At 38.3% G+C, this 16788-nt stretch carries 19 protein-coding genes, 1 tRNA gene and 1 pseudogene; 5 read left to right on the forward strand and 16 right to left on the reverse strand.

Annotated features, from left to right (window positions below; translation table 11 throughout):
• Positions 1 to 313: 313 nt before the first annotated feature.
• Positions 314 to 589: pseudogene (locus ACE1MS_RS16325) on the forward strand (flagellin); the annotation flags it as partial.
• A gap of 364 nt (positions 590 to 953) precedes the next feature.
• Here the strand turns inward: ACE1MS_RS16325 and ACE1MS_RS16330 are convergent.
• Positions 954 to 1166 carry a hypothetical protein gene (locus ACE1MS_RS16330; protein ID WP_036164411.1) on the reverse strand — a complete coding sequence of 71 codons (213 nt, stop codon included), beginning with the start codon at positions 1164 to 1166 and terminating at the stop codon, positions 954 to 956.
• Positions 1167 to 1397: 231 nt separating this feature from the next.
• Between ACE1MS_RS16330 and ACE1MS_RS16335 the strand changes: the two genes are divergently transcribed.
• On the forward strand, positions 1398 to 2573 hold the full coding sequence (locus ACE1MS_RS16335) for a tyrosine-type recombinase/integrase (RefSeq protein WP_447402482.1): 1176 nt from the start codon (positions 1398 to 1400) through the stop codon (positions 2571 to 2573).
• 94 nt (positions 2574 to 2667) lie between these two features.
• On the opposite strand, the gene ACE1MS_RS16340 is transcribed toward ACE1MS_RS16335, so the two are convergent.
• Positions 2668 to 2741, reverse strand: a tRNA-Arg gene (locus tag ACE1MS_RS16340).
• Positions 2742 to 2964: 223 nt separating this feature from the next.
• Between ACE1MS_RS16340 and ACE1MS_RS16345 the strand changes: the two genes are divergently transcribed.
• Positions 2965 to 3711: an SDR family NAD(P)-dependent oxidoreductase gene (locus ACE1MS_RS16345; RefSeq protein ID WP_447402483.1), complete on the forward strand. Its 747-nt coding sequence runs from the start codon at positions 2965 to 2967 to the stop codon at positions 3709 to 3711.
• Positions 3712 to 3785: 74 nt separating this feature from the next.
• Positions 3786 to 4454 carry a hypothetical protein gene (locus tag ACE1MS_RS16350; protein WP_227256901.1) on the forward strand — a complete coding sequence of 223 codons (669 nt, stop codon included), beginning with the start codon at positions 3786 to 3788 and terminating at the stop codon, positions 4452 to 4454.
• Between the two features lie 24 nt (positions 4455 to 4478).
• On the opposite strand, the gene ACE1MS_RS16355 is transcribed toward ACE1MS_RS16350, so the two are convergent.
• From ACE1MS_RS16355 to ACE1MS_RS16415, 13 genes are all read right to left on the reverse strand, one after another.
• Positions 4479 to 5141 carry a YqjF family protein gene (locus ACE1MS_RS16355; RefSeq protein ID WP_031419368.1) on the reverse strand — a complete coding sequence of 221 codons (663 nt, stop codon included), beginning with the start codon at positions 5139 to 5141 and terminating at the stop codon, positions 4479 to 4481.
• Positions 5142 to 5200: 59 nt separating this feature from the next.
• Positions 5201 to 5365, reverse strand: coding sequence for a DUF2639 domain-containing protein (locus ACE1MS_RS16360; RefSeq protein ID WP_080695228.1), 165 nt, complete (start codon positions 5363 to 5365; stop codon positions 5201 to 5203).
• A 109-nt stretch (positions 5366 to 5474) separates the two neighbouring features.
• Positions 5475 to 6935, reverse strand: a complete 1461-nt coding sequence (locus tag ACE1MS_RS16365) for a protein adenylyltransferase SelO (RefSeq protein ID WP_447402484.1) — start codon at positions 6933 to 6935, stop codon at positions 5475 to 5477.
• 124 nt (positions 6936 to 7059) lie between these two features.
• Positions 7060 to 7563, reverse strand: a complete 504-nt coding sequence (locus ACE1MS_RS16370; protein ID WP_099805939.1) for a metallophosphoesterase — start codon at positions 7561 to 7563, stop codon at positions 7060 to 7062.
• A gap of 12 nt (positions 7564 to 7575) precedes the next feature.
• Positions 7576 to 8169, reverse strand: a complete 594-nt coding sequence (locus ACE1MS_RS16375) for an XTP/dITP diphosphatase (RefSeq protein WP_012295556.1) — start codon at positions 8167 to 8169, stop codon at positions 7576 to 7578.
• Position 8170: 1 nt separating this feature from the next.
• The gene (rph, locus tag ACE1MS_RS16380; protein ID WP_031419371.1) at positions 8171 to 8917 is read right to left on the reverse strand and encodes a ribonuclease PH; all 747 of its coding nucleotides are present in this window, start codon (positions 8915 to 8917) and stop codon (positions 8171 to 8173) included.
• Positions 8918 to 9048: 131 nt separating this feature from the next.
• Positions 9049 to 9846, reverse strand: a complete 798-nt coding sequence (gene racE, locus ACE1MS_RS16385; protein WP_012295558.1) for a glutamate racemase — start codon at positions 9844 to 9846, stop codon at positions 9049 to 9051.
• A gap of 10 nt (positions 9847 to 9856) precedes the next feature.
• Positions 9857 to 10309 (reverse strand): MarR family winged helix-turn-helix transcriptional regulator, encoded by a 453-nt coding sequence (locus ACE1MS_RS16390; RefSeq protein ID WP_025114538.1) that lies wholly within the window; start codon positions 10307 to 10309, stop codon positions 9857 to 9859.
• A 74-nt stretch (positions 10310 to 10383) separates the two neighbouring features.
• Entirely contained in the window at positions 10384 to 10605 is a 222-nt protein-coding gene (locus ACE1MS_RS16395; protein ID WP_004226437.1) for a helix-turn-helix domain-containing protein, read from the reverse strand.
• A gap of 187 nt (positions 10606 to 10792) precedes the next feature.
• Positions 10793 to 11257, reverse strand: coding sequence for an acyl-CoA thioesterase (locus ACE1MS_RS16400; protein ID WP_031419375.1), 465 nt, complete (start codon positions 11255 to 11257; stop codon positions 10793 to 10795).
• Positions 11258 to 11510: 253 nt separating this feature from the next.
• Positions 11511 to 12290, reverse strand: a complete 780-nt coding sequence (sdhB, locus tag ACE1MS_RS16405) for a succinate dehydrogenase iron-sulfur subunit (RefSeq protein ID WP_012295561.1) — start codon at positions 12288 to 12290, stop codon at positions 11511 to 11513.
• 5 nt (positions 12291 to 12295) lie between these two features.
• Positions 12296 to 14050 carry a succinate dehydrogenase flavoprotein subunit gene (sdhA, locus tag ACE1MS_RS16410; protein ID WP_012295562.1) on the reverse strand — a complete coding sequence of 585 codons (1755 nt, stop codon included), beginning with the start codon at positions 14048 to 14050 and terminating at the stop codon, positions 12296 to 12298.
• Positions 14051 to 14117: 67 nt separating this feature from the next.
• Complete coding sequence (locus ACE1MS_RS16415) at positions 14118 to 14726, reverse strand: succinate dehydrogenase cytochrome b558 subunit (RefSeq protein WP_031419376.1); 609 nt, start codon at positions 14724 to 14726, stop codon at positions 14118 to 14120.
• Between the two features lie 272 nt (positions 14727 to 14998).
• Between ACE1MS_RS16415 and ACE1MS_RS16420 the strand changes: the two genes are divergently transcribed.
• Positions 14999 to 15433 (forward strand): YslB family protein, encoded by a 435-nt coding sequence (locus ACE1MS_RS16420; RefSeq protein ID WP_012295564.1) that lies wholly within the window; start codon positions 14999 to 15001, stop codon positions 15431 to 15433.
• Between the two features lie 90 nt (positions 15434 to 15523).
• Here ACE1MS_RS16420 and ACE1MS_RS16425 read toward each other — a convergent pair whose 3' ends face one another.
• The gene (locus ACE1MS_RS16425; protein ID WP_036164424.1) at positions 15524 to 16750 is read right to left on the reverse strand and encodes an aspartate kinase; all 1227 of its coding nucleotides are present in this window, start codon (positions 16748 to 16750) and stop codon (positions 15524 to 15526) included.
• Positions 16751 to 16788 lie beyond the last annotated feature (38 nt).

Raw genomic sequence — 16788 nt, forward strand, 5'->3', positions numbered from 1 at the left:
CCAGTTAATTAATAAGGGTATTGACTTATTCGCTGAATTCGACACTTCAAACCATCTGGTATTTACTAAACATGGTGATGGTATCATTAACAATTTCTCTGGTAATGCCGTAGGAGAATTACTGTTCGAGACAAAGAATTTATCTTTTAGTATAGAAAAAAATCCGGATGAATCAAACCAAAGCAGTTCACCTAATGGAATTTTACATTTTCAGTTAGGTGCTAATAGTAATCAGAATATGAAAATTAATCTATGTGATGTTAGAATTTCAAATTTAAAATTGAGTGATTTAGATTTAACTTCACAAACAAGCGCAGGTTCAGCAATATCTATAATAAATAAAGCAATTGAAACTGTATCCCTTCATCGAAGTGAATTTGGGGCTTATAATAATAAGCTAGAACAAGCAATGAATAATCTTAGTAATACATCCAATAATTTAACTCAAGCTGAATCACGTATTCGTGACACTGATATGGCTAAAGAAATGATGATATTCACAAAAAATAATATTTTACTACAAGCTATTCAATCAATGCTGGCTCAATCAAATAAACAACCAGAAGGAATTTTACAACTTCTACAGTGATCTACCTTGGAAATATAATTGTACATTAATAATGACTATAATTTCTCATTATTTAACAGTGACCTTTACAAATAAAAAAGACTAGCCTGGCAAATTGCTTGGCTAGTCTTTAATCTTATTAAAATATCTTTTAGTTCTAGTTTTTAGTTACTAATACATGATTAACATTAACCCATGTATTTGTTAAATAATAAGTGCTGAAAAATCCCCTCTTATATCAAGTAATAATATAAGCAGATTACTATGTCTTCATATTAAAATTAGGATCTCTTACTTTCTCTACTATGCTAGCTCTCAATTTAACAATCGTAACAGCTTATTAATATTGAAAAACACAATAAAATGTGTGTCATTTAATTGTAGATCAGCTAACTTTTTCACTGTACTCAAATAAACTTATTAATTTAGAAAAGCTCGGCATATTCTTAAATTTAATCTTTTCCATTGAAGTTATAATTAACAAATTTAACTCTTGTTCCAAATCTTCTCTATTGTCAATAGACGTTTGATATAACAGTTTCTTAATTTTTGGTTGCATCATTTCGATTACTTCTAATGAATCTATTTTATTTTCCATGGTGATACTCCTTATTTACTAGCATTTAGTCTAATTTCATCAATAGCTTTATTTTTTGCCTTGTTGACTGCTTGTTGAGATATATTCATTGCTTTTGCAATATAAAATTATGCTCGATTGGAATAATACTTTATCACTAACTATGAGATGATTTAGAAAGAAGGATAATTTAATATAATAGGTTATTTTATTAACATAACGTTGTACTCTGTTTCGAAGGAGCTGTTAGCAATGGGATATGTACAAAAAATCAGTAAGAATAAATTCAAACTTATCGCAGATTTAGGTTATCGAGGTAATCGCCGTATTCGTAAAACTAAAAATGTAGAAGCCAAAAGCGAAAAAGAAGCGATGCGCCAACTAATACTGTTTGAAGAAGAAATGAAGCAAAATAAGGATGTTTATTTTAGTGATATTGAATCAATTACATTAAATCATCTTTTTCCACGATGGAAAGATAATTATGCTAAACAACATTATAGTGCACGATCATTTCATGATAATTGTACGCATTTAGAAAAACGCATCCTCCCTATTTTCGGTGATATCAAATTAAAGGATATTAAAAAAGTAGATGTAGTATTTTTTGTAGGTGATTTACAGAAGAAAAAACGAAGATTAGACGGCAAAGAAAGCGAGTTAGCCCCTTCCACTATTCATAATATTTACAAGGCGTTCGCTAGTATTATGAATGTAGCAGTTGAGTGGAATTTAATCGAGGAGAGTCCTTGTAAAAATATAAAGCTACCAAAACTCAAATATGAAGAAGGTAAGGCCTACAGCGAGGAACAAGTTAAATTATTGTTTGAACGATTAAATAATAGAGAGACTGCTGAAAAACGGTTGTTAGTTGAACTAGCCGTGGTAAGTGCTGCTCGACAAGGTGAACTAGTTGCCATTGAAGAAAAACATTTAAACGTCGAAAACAATACCTTATTAATAGAACAAGCTTTAGTTAATTTAACTGGGGATGGAATTATCGTAAAAGAAACAAAAGGTAAAAGAAAACGAGTAGTTACTATTCCTTCAAATATTATGAATGATTTAGTAACGCTGGCTGCAGTGAAAAAATATCAACTAGAAGAGGCTGGCGATGAACGAGTATGGGAAGGACATACTTTTCTTTTTTCAAATGATTTTGGTAAACCTTATCGACCAGATTCAATAAGTCAGTGGTGGGATCGTTTTATGAAAAAGAATCCTGATTTACCTAGAATTCGTTCTCACGATTTAAGACATACTTCTGCTACCCTCTTGATTCATGCTGGTGAACATCCAAAAGTTATTCAGTCGAGATTAGGTCATTCTAATATCACAACTACCATGAATACTTATGGACATCTTTTACAAGAAACGGATCAGCGAGCCAGTTCCCACTTTGATAAACTTTTTGATGATAAAGATTGATTTGGGCACCTCTTGGGCACCAAACAAAGAATTATACATTCTTGCATAAAAATAAAAAGCCTTACAACCGTTGTGGCTGTAAGGCTTTTATTGACGTCCCAGGAGGGATTCGAACCCCCGACCGACGGCTTAGAAGGCCGTTGCTCTATCCTGCTGAGCTACTGAGACATGATGTCGTTTCTTATGTATTCCATAGGAAGGACAATATTTATTATATGTATTATATGGCGTAATGTCAACAATAATTTTACTATGTAGGCAAGGTTTCCCTCATCTATGTTTTATCATATGTTTTCGCCATATAGATTATACCACGTCTTTGCCTTATCGATAGCAAGAACATAAAAATTTTTGTTAGAATATTGACTAGAAATCAATAGGAGGTATATAGATGTTTAAGGATTCTGTTGTAGTTGTTACTGGTGGTGCACAAGGGATTGGTAAGGGGATTGTGCTAGCATATGCACGACAGGGTGCGAAGGTGGTGATTGCTGATATCAATAAGGGCTTAGGTGAGCAATTAGAGAGAGAGTTGCTCGAGCAGGGCTTCTCTGTCATCTTTGTTCATACGGATGTGGCGAAGGAACAGGATATTGTTTCATTAATGAAACAAGCAGTCGAACAGTATGGGTCGATTCATATATTAATTAATAATGCTGGAAAGTTACAACATACATCTCCTTATGATATTACGTTGGAGGCATGGAATGATCTTTTGCAAACGAATTTAACGAGTGCCTTTTTCTGTGCAAGAGAGGCTGCGAAGGTGATGAGGCACAATGTCAAAGGTGGCTCGATTGTATCTCTAGCGTCTACACGGGCTGAGATGTCTGAGCCTTTTACTGAAGCCTATGCTGCTACAAAAGGGGGGATTGTGGCATTAACTCATGCTTTAGCACGATCGTTTGGTCCTGATCAGATCACTGTAAATTGTATTTCGCCCGGGTGGATTGAGACTGGCAATTATGAGGAGCTTCGTCCGATAGATCATGCGCAGCATTTGTCAGGGAGAGTGGGTGTACCGGAGGATATTGCTCAAGCATGTCTCTATTTAACAAATCCGCTGAATGATTTCGTTACAGGTATTAATTTAACGGTCGACGGTGGGATGACAAAGAAAATGATGTACGAGGATTAATGTCATACCTTCCCTTTGTCTTCATTGCTTTCATACATAGAGCTGCTTAGGAGTATGCTAATGTAGGAGAACAAATGAAAAGGAGCGAGGTTTTGTACCCTTATTCAAGTAGGTTTTCATTAAGCCAGTTGTACCAATCACCCTCTACACAATATACAGCACCGATTCGTCATTTTTTACGTTCAACTGATCATCGACACTGCATTAGTAAAACTGAGGCAGATTATATGGCGATGAATCAATTACTATGGATGGAGCATGTGAATTGGACACGGATGACGATTATTAGCATCGTTTTCAATTTGCCAGATTTACCTTTTGTGCAGCAGCGTTTGTTAAGAAATGCGACTGATTTGGGCAATTGCCTTCGCCCTTTTTATGGCGACTCTATAGCAGATCGTTATGCGGCTTTAATTAAAGAGCATCTTGTTATTGCTGCTCAGTTAGTGACTGCTGCGACTAAAGGGGATACTGCCACGGCTGAGGCAAAAGAGAGAGATTGGTATCGTAATGCAGACGATATTGCACAATTTTTGCATACGATTAATCCATACTTAAGTATGGAGGCCGTACAAAAGATGTTTTATATGCATTTGTCTTTAACAAAAAACGAAGCTGTGACCATGATTCAAAAAAATTATCAAGCCGACGTGGACATATTTGATGAAATAGAGGCAGAGGCGCTTGCCATGTCAGATATGATAGCGGGCGCTATCGTCATGCAATTTTGTTATCTCTTTTAATGCTCTCACTTACAATATTTTTTATCATTCAATCACTGGAAGAAAAATCTTTGTCTCCTTTTTCTTTGCATAATGCGCAATGGGTTGAATTCCCTGAAAGGTTCCCTTCATAAAAGAAGCTAACGTATTACTTTGAATTTTCACATCAGCCTGTTGTAAATCCCACGGTGTATGTTGAATATCAATACGAAATAATGTATGGTTCCATTTTGCCCATGAATGATAACGTTCGACTAGCCATTGATCAAAATTAGTTTGAGTGTTATCCCCTATTGTATAGGACACCCTTAATCTTTCGTCCAACGTTTTGTAATAGCTGGTATAGGTATTGTCATTGTTCCTTTGCGTTCCTATAATTTTTGAGTATCGATATGGTAAACTGCCCAATGCTGTTATTTTTGAGAAGATAAAATTGGTCACATCTAAATGAAAAAAATAGATGCCTTTCTTGCCCTCATACTCAATATATGTTCGTACGTTCAATTGTAAGGAGGTATTCAAGCCCGGAATAGGTGGCAGAAATCGCAAGCGATGCCCATGCACTTTAAAAAGAACCGCACTCACCCAGGCATCATGTGCAAATAAATCTAGCTCTACTTCTGGAGGTAAATGCTTTTCTAATTCTAGGGGTGATACCGGCCAATGTAAAAATAGTACATCCTGCCATGTCTGTGCTATCATCCACATAGTAAAACTCCTTTCTACCCTCATTTTTTCCTAGAAAGGAGTTATTCAAACCATAAAGGCTATTTTTGTTCCTGCTCTGTCGTTTCTATTTCTACATAGCGATAATATAGATTTCGTAATTCAGATTCTTTAAATAACCCTAAATGACTTTTAAGTTGTGGATGTACTAGAATGCCATATGCTCGTAACTCTTTTACAAACCAACCTTTTGAATATTTGTGCATCGAATCCATTCCCCTTTACCTTTATTCATACATAGGGTATGCGCCTGGTTTGGGTATGGTGTCATGGCATAATAAAAAAACGAGAGGAGCATTCCCTCTCGTTGTCTTCTTATGTGCCGCAAAAAGTACGGTATGGTTGACTAGACGTCTCTGGTAATGAAGCATATTCCTGTTGTTCATTTGTGTGGGCAAAGGGCTGGGACAGGGCTGTTACTAATTTATTCATCACACTAAAGTCTTCCCTCTCTACAGCCGCTTCCAATGCCTCCTCTACCCTATGATTACGTGCAATAACAGCAGGATTATGCTGGCGCATCAATTGTTGGGACATGTCTTTTGTTTGTGGCTGTCTCGCTAATCGTGCGAGCCATTTTTGATGCCACTCTTTAAATGCTGAAGTCCGCCATAATGAGGTTTTGTCGATATGGTCAAAACTTAGGGCGATAAACGTATTTGTATAGTCTGCTTTGTCTTGTTGCATAAGCTGCAGAAGTTCTTCTATAAGCTTCATATCGTCTTGCTCTTCATCAAATAATCCTAATTTTGCTCGCATTCCTTTTAGCCAGTTTTGAACGTACAACTGAGGGTATTGTTCTAGGGCAGCTTGAGCAAGTTCAATGGCCTGCTCTTGATTTTCATGAATTAAAGGAAGTAACGCCTCTGCCAACCGTGTTAAGTTCCAGCCCCCCATGCTTGGCTGGTTACCATATGCATAACGTCCTTGTCGGTCAATGGAACTGAACACGGTTGCTGGGTCGTAGGCATCCATAAACGCACATGGTCCATAATCAATGGTTTCCCCACTGATGGTCATGTTATCTGTGTTCATGACCCCATGAATAAAGCCCACTAACTGCCACTTTGCTATAAGGGATGCTTGTTTTTTTATGACTTCCTGTAGTAAATAAAGATAGGGATTTGTGTTCCCAAGATAATTGGGGAAATGTCGTTCTAATGTATAATCTGCTAAGGTCTGGAGCTCCTCGTCTGTTCCCCATTGTGCAGCATATTGAAAGGTCCCTACCCGTAAATGACTGCTGGCAATTCTCGTAAGGATAGCACCAGGTAGGTCAGTTTCACGGATAATCGTTTCACCTGTGCTCACTACCGCTAAACTTCGAGAAGTAGGAATCCCCAACCCAAACATCGCTTCACTAATAATGTACTCCCTAAGCATAGGTCCCAATGCGGCTCTTCCATCCCCACCACGGGAATAAGGTGTTCTTCCAGATCCTTTTAACGCGATATCCATGCGTTCCTTTGAGGGTGTTATTTGTTCACCATATAAAAGGGCCCTTCCATCGCCTAACATATTAAAATGCCCAAACTGGTGACCTGCATACGCTTGCGCAATAGGATTACTACCACTAGGTGCTTTATTACCCGCTAATACAGCTATGCCCTCTTCTCTTTTTAAAGCTTGACTATTTAATCCCAATGACGCAACAACCGTTTCATTTAACAGGACTAATTTAGGTGAAGGAACGGGGTTTAATGTCATTTCGGAATAAAAAATACTTGGTAATTGTACATAACTATTGTCTAGATTCCAGCCAATTGTCTTTTCCATATTTTCTCCTTTGTTACCTTTTCCATTTATTTTTTCTATTTCAACATCATTCATTCCTAGTCAATTTTACCATCCAACCTAAAAATCCGCTTACTTTAAGAGTAAGGCGGATTTTTAGGTCGTATTAATTTCGTTGGAAAGTATGACGTGACATACACTGCTGATCATCCGTCCAAAATTCCACTGTAAAAGTCGAATCTTCTATTTTTAGCATAGCAAAGCTTTTTTCTTTGCGACCCCGAGGCTTTAGTAGGCTTCCTGGATTGATAAATAAAATATTATCCAACATTTCAGCACCGAGAATATGAGAGTGCCCAAAACAAACAATTTGGGCATTCAATTCTTTTGCACGATAGGATAATGACAACATGGAACTTTTTACATTAAATAAATGGCCATGAGTCACCAAAATTTTTACATCCTCGATCGTAAAAAATTCTTCCTCAGGAAAAGCTTCCTCCCGATCACAGTTCCCTCGTACTTTTTTCATTCCCTTTAATGCATCGTGCACATAAGGAAGCTCACTATCTCCACAATGTATCCGAACATCTATTTCAGGATAAAAATTTCTGACCTTGTCGATCACATGACTGTCGCCATGTGTATCGCTCATGATTAGTATTTCCATGTATACCACCTCTTATTTCATAAGATTCGGCAATTGCTCCTTCAGCTTACGAATAGCATTACCTCGGTGAGAAATGGCGCCCTTTTCTTCTGGCGTAAGCTCAGCCATCATACGATTTAGACTTGGGACAAAGAAAATGGGATCATAGCCAAACCCATTCGTGCCACGTTTTTCATGTGCAATGACGCCCTCGCATGTGCCAAATACTGTTGTCGTGTTAAAATCTGGACCTGCAATGGCAATACAGCAGCAGAATCGAGCTGTACGTTTGTCATCTTCAACACCTTGTAGATTTTCTAACAGCTTCACCATATTAGCCTCATCATCATGATCACCAGCGTAACGCGCAGAGTAGACCCCTGGCTCACCATTTAATGCATCCACTGCTAAACCACTATCGTCAGCAATAACAATGGTGCCAAGATTTTTCGCTAAGGCTTCTGCCTTTAAGATTGCATTTTCTTCAAATGTTGTACCTGTTTCCTCTATTTCCATATCTGGTGCTACTTCAAACATTGTGACAACTTCATAACCCAGTGGGCCAAATAATGCTTCGAAATCTTTTGCTTTCCCTTTATTTTTGGTTGCAATGACTACCTGTTTCATATTATTTCCCTCCGACCATGTTTGCTTGTTCAGCAAGCGCTGTTTTTTGGAGCTCAACTAATTGCTGGATGCCTTTTTCACCTAAAGCTAATAATTCATTCAATTCTTCCCGAGAGAATGTTGCTTCCTCGCCAGTGCCTTGTAATTCTACAAAGCGACCTGCACCTGTCATAACAATATTCATATCAACAGCAGCAGCCACATCTTCTACATAATTTAAATCTAAAACGGCACCTTGCTCTTCTACAATCCCTACACTAGTTGCGGCTAAAAAATCTGTTACAGGGAACTTAACGAACGGCTTTTCTTCTGCAAATTTAGCAATTGCCTGTGTCATTGCTACAAATGCTCCCGTAATGGAGGCTGTACGAGTGCCACCATCTGCTTGAATCACATCACAATCGATCCATACTGTACGCTCTCCTAGTGCCTCTAAATCGACCACAGCACGTAATGCACGCCCAATTAATCGTTGAATTTCCATCGTCCGTCCATTAACCTTCCCACGAGATGATTCACGTGGTGTACGTTGAGCGGTTGCACGAGGTAGCATCGAATATTCTGCTGTGATCCAGCCTTTCCCTTGCCCACGTAAAAAGCCAGGAACCTTATCTTCAATTGTTGCTGTACAAATTACTTTTGTATTTCCTACTTGAATTAAAACCGAGCCTTCTGGGTGTATTAGGTATTCACTATCCATTTTTACAGATCGCAGTTCATCTGCCATTCTTCCATCAAATCTTGTCATATTTATTGTTCCTCCTAAAAACTTTCGCGCCCTCATCTTAACATAATTTATTTCTTCAAAAAAGTACTCAACGTTTATGTAAAATGCTGAAAACGGCAAAAATCAGCCTAGCCCATTGCTAAGCTGATTTTTTATTTTAATGTAATGCGTCTTATGTCGAGAGTACCTTGCTCCAACCAATTTTCAGCGATTGAACGGAAAATTGGAACAGAACCAGTTGCAAAAAATTTATGAGCAGGCACTGTATTTGCATTTGCTAAAGTGCCATTATAAGCTAGCATTTCTTGAGCATCCTTTGCTGTTTCCTCCGCAGAAGATAAAACATTCACTTCTTCTCCTACGACAGCTTCAATTTGTTTTTGTAAAATAGGGTAATGTGTACACCCTAAAATAACCGTGTCAAATTGTTGATTTTTCAACGGCTTTAAGCCTTCTGCTATTAACTTCGTTGCAAATTCACCTTTATATTCGCCACTTTCTACAAGTGGAACGAAGGTTGGACAGGCTAGTGGAATAATATGTGTTGACGTATTAAGTGACAGTAAGGCCTCTTCATATGCACCACTTTTTATTGTTCCTTCTGTTGCAAGCACAACGACTTCATGTCGCTTCGTTTTCTTTACAGCTGCACGTGCGCCAGCATTTATAACGCCTAGTACCGGAAAAGGCATATTTCTTTGTAAACTTTCGAGTGCTACTGCAGTCGCTGTATTACAAGCAATAACGAGCATCTTAATATTCATTTTTTCTAGCGCTTTCGCCATTTGCCAAGTGAAGTTCCGTACTTCCTGACGGCTTCTTGGACCATATGGACATCTTGCTGTATCGCCAATGTAATAAATCGTTTCGTTTGGCAATCGCTTTATAATTTCTTTTGCTACGGTTAACCCGCCTACTCCTGAATCAATAACGCCTATCGGGGCATTCATACTTTCCGCCTCAATCCTGTTTCATGTGTACATGTAGTTTTTCTAGGTAGCTTGATAATTGCGCGACTTCTTGCTCATTAAAACCAACAAGCATCTCTTGCAAATATTGCTGTCTTTTTTCTATAACCTCTTGAATAATACGTTCGCCCTTTTCGAGAAGATGAACAACAACGACACGGCGGTCATTTTCATCACGCATACGCTTGACTAATTCATTTTTCTCCATCCGGTCCACTAAATCTGTTGTCGTGCTAAAAGCTAAATATAAACGGTTTGATAATTCGCCAATTGTAATATCACCAAGCTCTTCTAACCACTGTAACGCAACAAATTGTGGCGGCGTAATCGCATAGTCGGAAACAATTTCTCTTCCCTTTTGCTTCACGATGGCCGCTATATAGCGTAATTCCTTTTCAACCGTTGCAACGGTTTCAGGTGAGTGTTTTGTTACTTCATCCGACATATAACTATTTCACTCCTAAAGATACGTTGAATAGTTCTATTTTGTCGTTTTTTTCACGAAATAGCAAGTGTCCATTAGTCTAATTTAAATTCTTCTAAGCGTAACAGCTCAATTAACGCCTGAGATCGATTCGTTACACCTAGCTTTTGAATTGTATTGGAAATGTGATTTCGCACTGTTTTTTCACTAATACCAAGCTGCTCTGCAATATCTCTCGTTGTTTTTTCAGCTAATAAAAGCGCAAATATTTCACGTTCTCGGTTTGTCAATAGAGAACGATGATGAGAGCCATTCATTCAGTTACACCCTCCTCCCCCGCACGTATTGTAACTTATGTTAAGGGGCTTGAAGCGGTGACGGCTATTTGCATGATTATTACATGTTTCCTTAAAAATTTCGGAAATTGCTTCGACATTTTCAACAATTTTATGTAAAACAATATTCCTACTATGTTCATAATTTTTTACGTTGTAACGCAACTCACTAATTGGGTATAATTCCCAAATCAATCAAGTGCGCTCTTTCTTCTTTAGAAATCGGTACACTCTTGCCTGTTCGAGGGTCCATTTGCACAATTGTTCCACGACCTGTGAAGCAAACTTCGTCCTTTTGATTTTTTGCTAGATAATGAAGGTCCATTGATGAACTTCCAACTTTCGCTACCTTTGTATAAATTCTTAGTAGGTCATCAAAGAAAACCTGCTTTACATAATCACATTGTAAATCAGCTACAATCGGTATACTCCTCACATTCTCATCAGCTACTGATGGCATTAAAATACCTATATGTCGAAAATAATCAATTCTCGCCTGTTCAAAATAAGTAAAGCTTACAGTATTGTTCATATGCCCATACATATCTGTTTCTGAGAATCGTACACGTGCCTCACTATAAAAGGAAAACCCCTTTTCCCACTCTTGTAAATTTCCAATATAGCTTGCTTTCATAATAACGCCATCCCCTATCATTTATTTACCATCCTTTTCAGTCAGTTTAGACTGTCAATCAGCAATGAATACTTATTCATTATATAAGAAAACACTATATTATCATAGGAAAAACCGAATTCCCCTTATTTTATTACTAAAATCCCTTTTTCTTTAAATAGTATGGTTTTTTCTTGAAACATGTTAACTATGTTTATATCACTATAAAAAAACTCCCTCACACTAAGTGTAAGGGAGTTCAGCTTGTCCGATATTAATCTACGTAGTGGTCAGAACCGAAGAAGTTACGGAACATTTGCACTGTAGTAGCACGGTTTAATGAAGCGATTGATGTTGTTAAAGGAATACCTTTTGGACATGCAGCAACACAGTTTTGAGAGTTACCACAGTTCGCTAGGCCACCATCGCCCATAATAGCATTTAAACGTTCGTCTTTAATCATTGCACCAGTTGGGTGAGTGTTGAAAAGACGTACTTGTGATAATGGAGCTGGCCCGATGAATGAAGCTTTTTCAGACACGTTTGGACATGCTTCCATACATACACCACAAGTCATACATTTAGATAATTCATAAGCCCATTGACGTTTACCTTCTGGCATACGAGGACCTTCACCTAAATCATACGTACCATCGATTGGTACCCATGCTTTCACTTTTTTAAGCGCGTTAAACATACGTTCACGGTCAACCTGTAAGTCACGAATAACAGGGAATGTTTTCATTGGCTCCAATTTAATAGGCTCAGTCAATTGGTCAACAAGTGTTGAACATGATTGACGTGGACGGCCATTAATAACCATTGAACATGCACCACAAACTTCTTCTAAACAGTTCATATCCCATGAAACTGGTGATGTATTTTCACCATTTTCAGTAACAGGATTTTTTTGAATTTCCATTAAAATAGAAATTACGTTCATACCATGACGGTAAGGCACTTGGAATTTTTGCCAGTAGCTATTGCCGCCCTGTGTATCTTGACGTAAGATTTCTACTTTAACCATTCTTCCAGTATTAGCTGCGATTTGCATAACTTTTAGTCTCCTTTCGCAGAGTAGTCGCGTTTACGTGGTGGGATTAAAGAAACGTCGACTTCTTGGTACGTGATGATTGGATTACCAGTAGTTGGGTCAAACTTCGCCATTGTTGTTTTCAAGAATTGCTCGTCATCACGATTAGGGAAATCAGGTTTATAGTGCGCACCACGAGATTCATTACGTAATAATGCGCCTTTTGTCATTACTTTCGCAAGCACTAACATATTTTTAAGCTGACGTGTAAAGTGTGCGCCTTGATTACTCCATTTTTGCGTATCGTTAATGTTGATGTTGTTCCAACGCTCAGTAAGGTCATCAAGTTTTTTCAATGTATCTTCAAGCTGATCATTGTAACGTACTACAGTCATTGTAGCAGTCATCATTTCACCAAGCTCTTTATGCAGTAAGTAAGCGTTTTCTGTGCCTTCCATTTTCATGATAGCATCCCATTTCGCTTGTTCTTCTGTTACGCGAGCATCGTAAATCTCTTGTGGAATATCTTCTGCATGCTTTTTAAGATGTTTTACATAATCTACTGCGTTTGGTCCTGCAACCATACCGCCATAGATAGCAGATAATAATGAGTTCGCACCAAGACGGTTGGCACCGTGTTGAGAGTAATCACACTCACCTGCTGCAAATAGACCAGGAATTTCAGTCATTTGGTTGTAGTCAACCCATAATCCACCCATTGAATAGTGAACTGCTGGGAAAATCTTCATAGGTAATTTACGTGGGTCATCTCCTACGAATTTTTCGTAGATTTCAATGATACCACCAAGTTTAACGTCTAACTCATGTGGATCTTTATGTGAAAGATCTAGGTATACCATGTTTTCGCCATTGATACCAAGTTTTTGGTTTACACAAACGTCGAAAATTTCACGTGTTGCAATATCACGTGGTACTAAGTTACCATAAGCTGGGTATTTCTCTTCTAAGAAGTACCAAGGTTTACCGTCTTTATAAGTCCAAATACGACCACCTTCACCACGAGCTGATTCTGACATTAGACGGTTTTTGTCATCTCCAGGAATCGCTGTTGGGTGAATTTGGATGAACTCACCATTCGCATATGAAGCACCTTGTTGGTAAACGATAGAAGCAGCAGAACCTGTGTTAATAACAGAGTTTGTTGTTTTACCGAAAATAATACCAGGGCCACCAGTCGCCATAATAACAGCGTCTGCACGGAATGATTTAATTTCTTCTGTACGCATATCTTGCGCTACGATACCACGGCACACGCCGTCTTCATCGATAATAACACCAAGGAATTCCCAGTGCTCATATTTATTTACTAAACCAGCTACTTCATGAGAACGAACTTGCTCATCAAGCGCATATAGTAATTGTTGACCAGTTGTTGCACCAGAGAAAGCTGTACGGTGCATTAAAGTACCACCAAAACGACGGAAATCTAATAATCCTTCTGGTGTACGGTTGAACATAACACCCATACGGTCCATTAAATGGATAATCCCAGGGGCTGCATCACACATACCCTTAACTGGTGGTTGGTTCGCTAAAAAGTCACCACCATATACTGTATCATCAAAGTGGATCCATGGAGAATCCCCTTCACCTTTAGTATTTACCGCACCATTAATTCCGCCCTGCGCACAAACAGAGTGTGAGCGTTTTACAGGAACTAATGAGAATAAATCAACTTCAGTACCAACTTCAGCTGCTTTAATCGTTGCCATCAGACCGGCAAGACCACCGCCGACAACAATTATTTTGCTTTTCGCCATGATTATTTCTCACTCCTCTTAAAAAATTGCATTGATTGCATTTGCTCTATCGTAGCTTTCTATGGAATTATACAAAAGCTAAAATAGCAGCAATACCAACTACACTTAGAATTACGAAAATGATGTTTGTTACGTAAGTAGCAATCTTTTGAGCCTGTGGAGATTGTGTAATACCCCAGCTTACTAGGAATGCCCATAAACCGTTAGATAAGTGGAAAGTTGCTGATAAAATACCAACAATGTAGAATCCAAGCATGAATGGATTAGCAACGATATTCGCCATCATGTCGTAATCAACGTGTGTGCCAAGTGCTTTTTGAATACGAGTTTGGAAAATATGCCATGCAATGAAAATCACTAGGAATACACCTGTGAAACGTTGTAATGAGAACATCCAGTTACGGTATGTGCTGAAACGTCCTGTGTTTGGTGTAGCAGTGAATGCAATGAACACTCCATAAAATGCATGGAACATCAATGGAATATAGATGACAATCCATTCAACTAGGATAAGGAATGGAATCTTCTCCATTACTGCGGTAGCATCGTTATAACTATCTGCCCCGCCTGTTGCTGTAAAGTTAATGAACAGGTGCATCGTTAAAAACAGACCTACTGGAATGATCCCAAGTAGAGAATGTAAGCGACGCCATAAAAACTCTCGATCTTTCGACAAGACTGTTACCCCCCTTAGTACTTAAAATAGCACAACAAAAGAAGTCATCATTTTGTAAATGATACTTCATTGACTGTGTATTTCATCATGGTACAATATTATGACATGTTTATTGTACTCTCAAGAGCTACGAGCGTCAAGGCAACTCGAAGTTTTTCATAGAGCTTATTAAAGAACTAATCTAGTGCATAATGCGTCGTTTTTTCTCGAAAAATCTACCATTACTTTATTAACGTTAAATTTTAAGAAAATTCTAAGAAAGAAGGATAACAATGTTAAACACTCCATCTCCTACAATCTCTTCCTTTGGTTATGAGATCATTCGCGATCATATTCTATCTTCTATACTCGGTAAACATGAGAATGATGTCCTTTATTGGGCAGGCAAAGAGCTTGCGCGTAAGTTTCCATGTAAAAGTCAAGACGAACTTATCGCATTTTTCGCAGATGCCTGTTGGGGTACATTAGAGCTCATGAAAGAATCGAAAGACGGACGCATTTTCCAGTTGACAAACGACCCTGAAATATTACAAATCAAACAACGTAGCTTTAGACTTGAGGCAGGATTTATAGCTGAACAAATTCAGCTAGCTAAAGGCTATTTAACAGAATGCTATGATGAAAAACGTGAAAAGCAACATTACGTTATGTTTACAGTCAAATGGGACGTAAAGGAACGGATCATGCATACGATCCCAACAGAGTAACAAAAAAGGATTGTCTCCCCAATCAATAAACGGGATGACAATCCTTCCTTTTATTTCGGACAATGACAGAAAATGCTGTTTCTTCTATTATTATATGTAAAGAGCCTGCTCTAAATTAAATTCATCATGTAATGCATTTGCCGCACGAATCATTTCATCCTGCGGAACTACAACAGACACTTTAATTTCCGAGGTGCTGACCATCTTCACAGGGATATTTTCACGACGTAACCGGTCGAACATACGGGCAGCGACACCTGGATTAGAAACCATACCAGAGCCAACAATAGAAACTTTTGCTAATCCAATTTCGAAATCAGCAAAGCTAAAGCCAAGCGATACTTTACTGTCCTCTAAAACACGTAATGCTTCCGCAAATTCTTCTTTCAAAATTGAAAAGGACACAGTTGGTTTTAATCCATCAATAATGGCTTGAACAATAATATCCACGTTGATGCGATTTTCAGCAAGAGTTGAAAATATATCCGCTAATGAAGCACCCGAATATGCATCATAGCCAATTGTTAAACGAATAACATCTGATTCAAAGGCAACACCACGAACTATTAAATTTTTCTCCATCTCTACTTCCTCCTTCAATAAAGTACCTACTGACTCCACTAAACTAGAGCGTATGATAACTGGTATTTGAAACTTTTTAGCTAACTCAACTGCACGTGGATGTATGACCTGTGATCCTAAATGAGCTATCTCTAACATTTCATCATAGGAAATTTCCTGTAGTTTTTGTGCCTGTACAACAAAGCGTGGATCTGCTGTATACACACCGTCAACATTCGTGTATATGTCTGTCCGCTCGGCATCTAATGCAACAGCAAGTGCGACGGCTGTCGTTTCGGTCCCACCTTTCCCAAGCGTTGTTATATTGTGGTCATTGTCAATGCCTTGATCTCCAGCAATAACGACGATTTGTCCTTGCATTAAATGTTCTTCGATACGACTAACATCGATATGATCTATCCGTGCATGACTATACATATGATCCGTGTAAATACCAGCCTGCCAGCCTGTTAATGACACCGCATTATAGCCAGCTTCTTGTAACGCAATGGCAAAGACTGAGCTTGATAGCTGAGAGCATGAAGACACAACTGCGTCTAATTCACGTTTTGACACATCATCTGTGAAATGAAGTACGCTCATTTTCACGTCTTGTATCGTTTGTCTCATTGCAGCTACTACTACTACCACATCGAAACCTCTATCTTTTTCAGCAATCGCTTTTCGTACAGCCTCTTGAATTTGTTCGGGTGATGCTAATGCAGCCCCTCCAAATTTCATCACTATTCTAGACATTTCTTTTGTTCTCCTTTCCAGTCTGGTAATTCACCTAA

This window comes from Lysinibacillus sp. fkY74-1 (genome assembly GCF_053165895.1).

Bases quoted from the DNA above. Each gene is read 5' to 3' on its own strand.
- ACE1MS_RS16330 (WP_036164411.1), bottom strand. From the start codon at position 1,166: ATGGAAAATAAAATAGATTCATTAGAAGTAATCGAAATGATGCAACCA.
- ACE1MS_RS16335 (WP_447402482.1), top strand. From the start codon at position 1,398: ATGGGATATGTACAAAAAATCAGTAAGAATAAATTCAAACTTATCGCA.
- ACE1MS_RS16345 (WP_447402483.1), top strand. From the start codon at position 2,965: ATGTTTAAGGATTCTGTTGTAGTTGTTACTGGTGGTGCACAAGGGATT.
- ACE1MS_RS16350 (WP_227256901.1), top strand. From the start codon at position 3,786: ATGAAAAGGAGCGAGGTTTTGTACCCTTATTCAAGTAGGTTTTCATTA.
- ACE1MS_RS16355 (WP_031419368.1), bottom strand. From the start codon at position 5,141: ATGTGGATGATAGCACAGACATGGCAGGATGTACTATTTTTACATTGG.
- ACE1MS_RS16360 (WP_080695228.1), bottom strand. From the start codon at position 5,365: ATGCACAAATATTCAAAAGGTTGGTTTGTAAAAGAGTTACGAGCATAT.
- ACE1MS_RS16365 (WP_447402484.1), bottom strand. From the start codon at position 6,935: ATGGAAAAGACAATTGGCTGGAATCTAGACAATAGTTATGTACAATTA.
- ACE1MS_RS16370 (WP_099805939.1), bottom strand. From the start codon at position 7,563: ATGGAAATACTAATCATGAGCGATACACATGGCGACAGTCATGTGATC.
- ACE1MS_RS16375 (WP_012295556.1), bottom strand. From the start codon at position 8,169: ATGAAACAGGTAGTCATTGCAACCAAAAATAAAGGGAAAGCAAAAGAT.
- rph (WP_031419371.1), bottom strand. From the start codon at position 8,917: ATGACAAGATTTGATGGAAGAATGGCAGATGAACTGCGATCTGTAAAA.
- racE (WP_012295558.1), bottom strand. From the start codon at position 9,846: ATGAATGCCCCGATAGGCGTTATTGATTCAGGAGTAGGCGGGTTAACC.
- ACE1MS_RS16390 (WP_025114538.1), bottom strand. From the start codon at position 10,309: ATGTCGGATGAAGTAACAAAACACTCACCTGAAACCGTTGCAACGGTT.
- ACE1MS_RS16395 (WP_004226437.1), bottom strand. From the start codon at position 10,605: ATGAATGGCTCTCATCATCGTTCTCTATTGACAAACCGAGAACGTGAA.
- ACE1MS_RS16400 (WP_031419375.1), bottom strand. From the start codon at position 11,257: ATGAAAGCAAGCTATATTGGAAATTTACAAGAGTGGGAAAAGGGGTTT.
- sdhB (WP_012295561.1), bottom strand. From the start codon at position 12,290: ATGCAAATCGCAGCTAATACTGGAAGAATGGTTAAAGTAGAAATCTTA.
- sdhA (WP_012295562.1), bottom strand. From the start codon at position 14,050: ATGGCGAAAAGCAAAATAATTGTTGTCGGCGGTGGTCTTGCCGGTCTG.
- ACE1MS_RS16420 (WP_012295564.1), top strand. From the start codon at position 14,999: ATGTTAAACACTCCATCTCCTACAATCTCTTCCTTTGGTTATGAGATC.
- ACE1MS_RS16425 (WP_036164424.1), bottom strand. From the start codon at position 16,750: ATGTCTAGAATAGTGATGAAATTTGGAGGGGCTGCATTAGCATCACCC.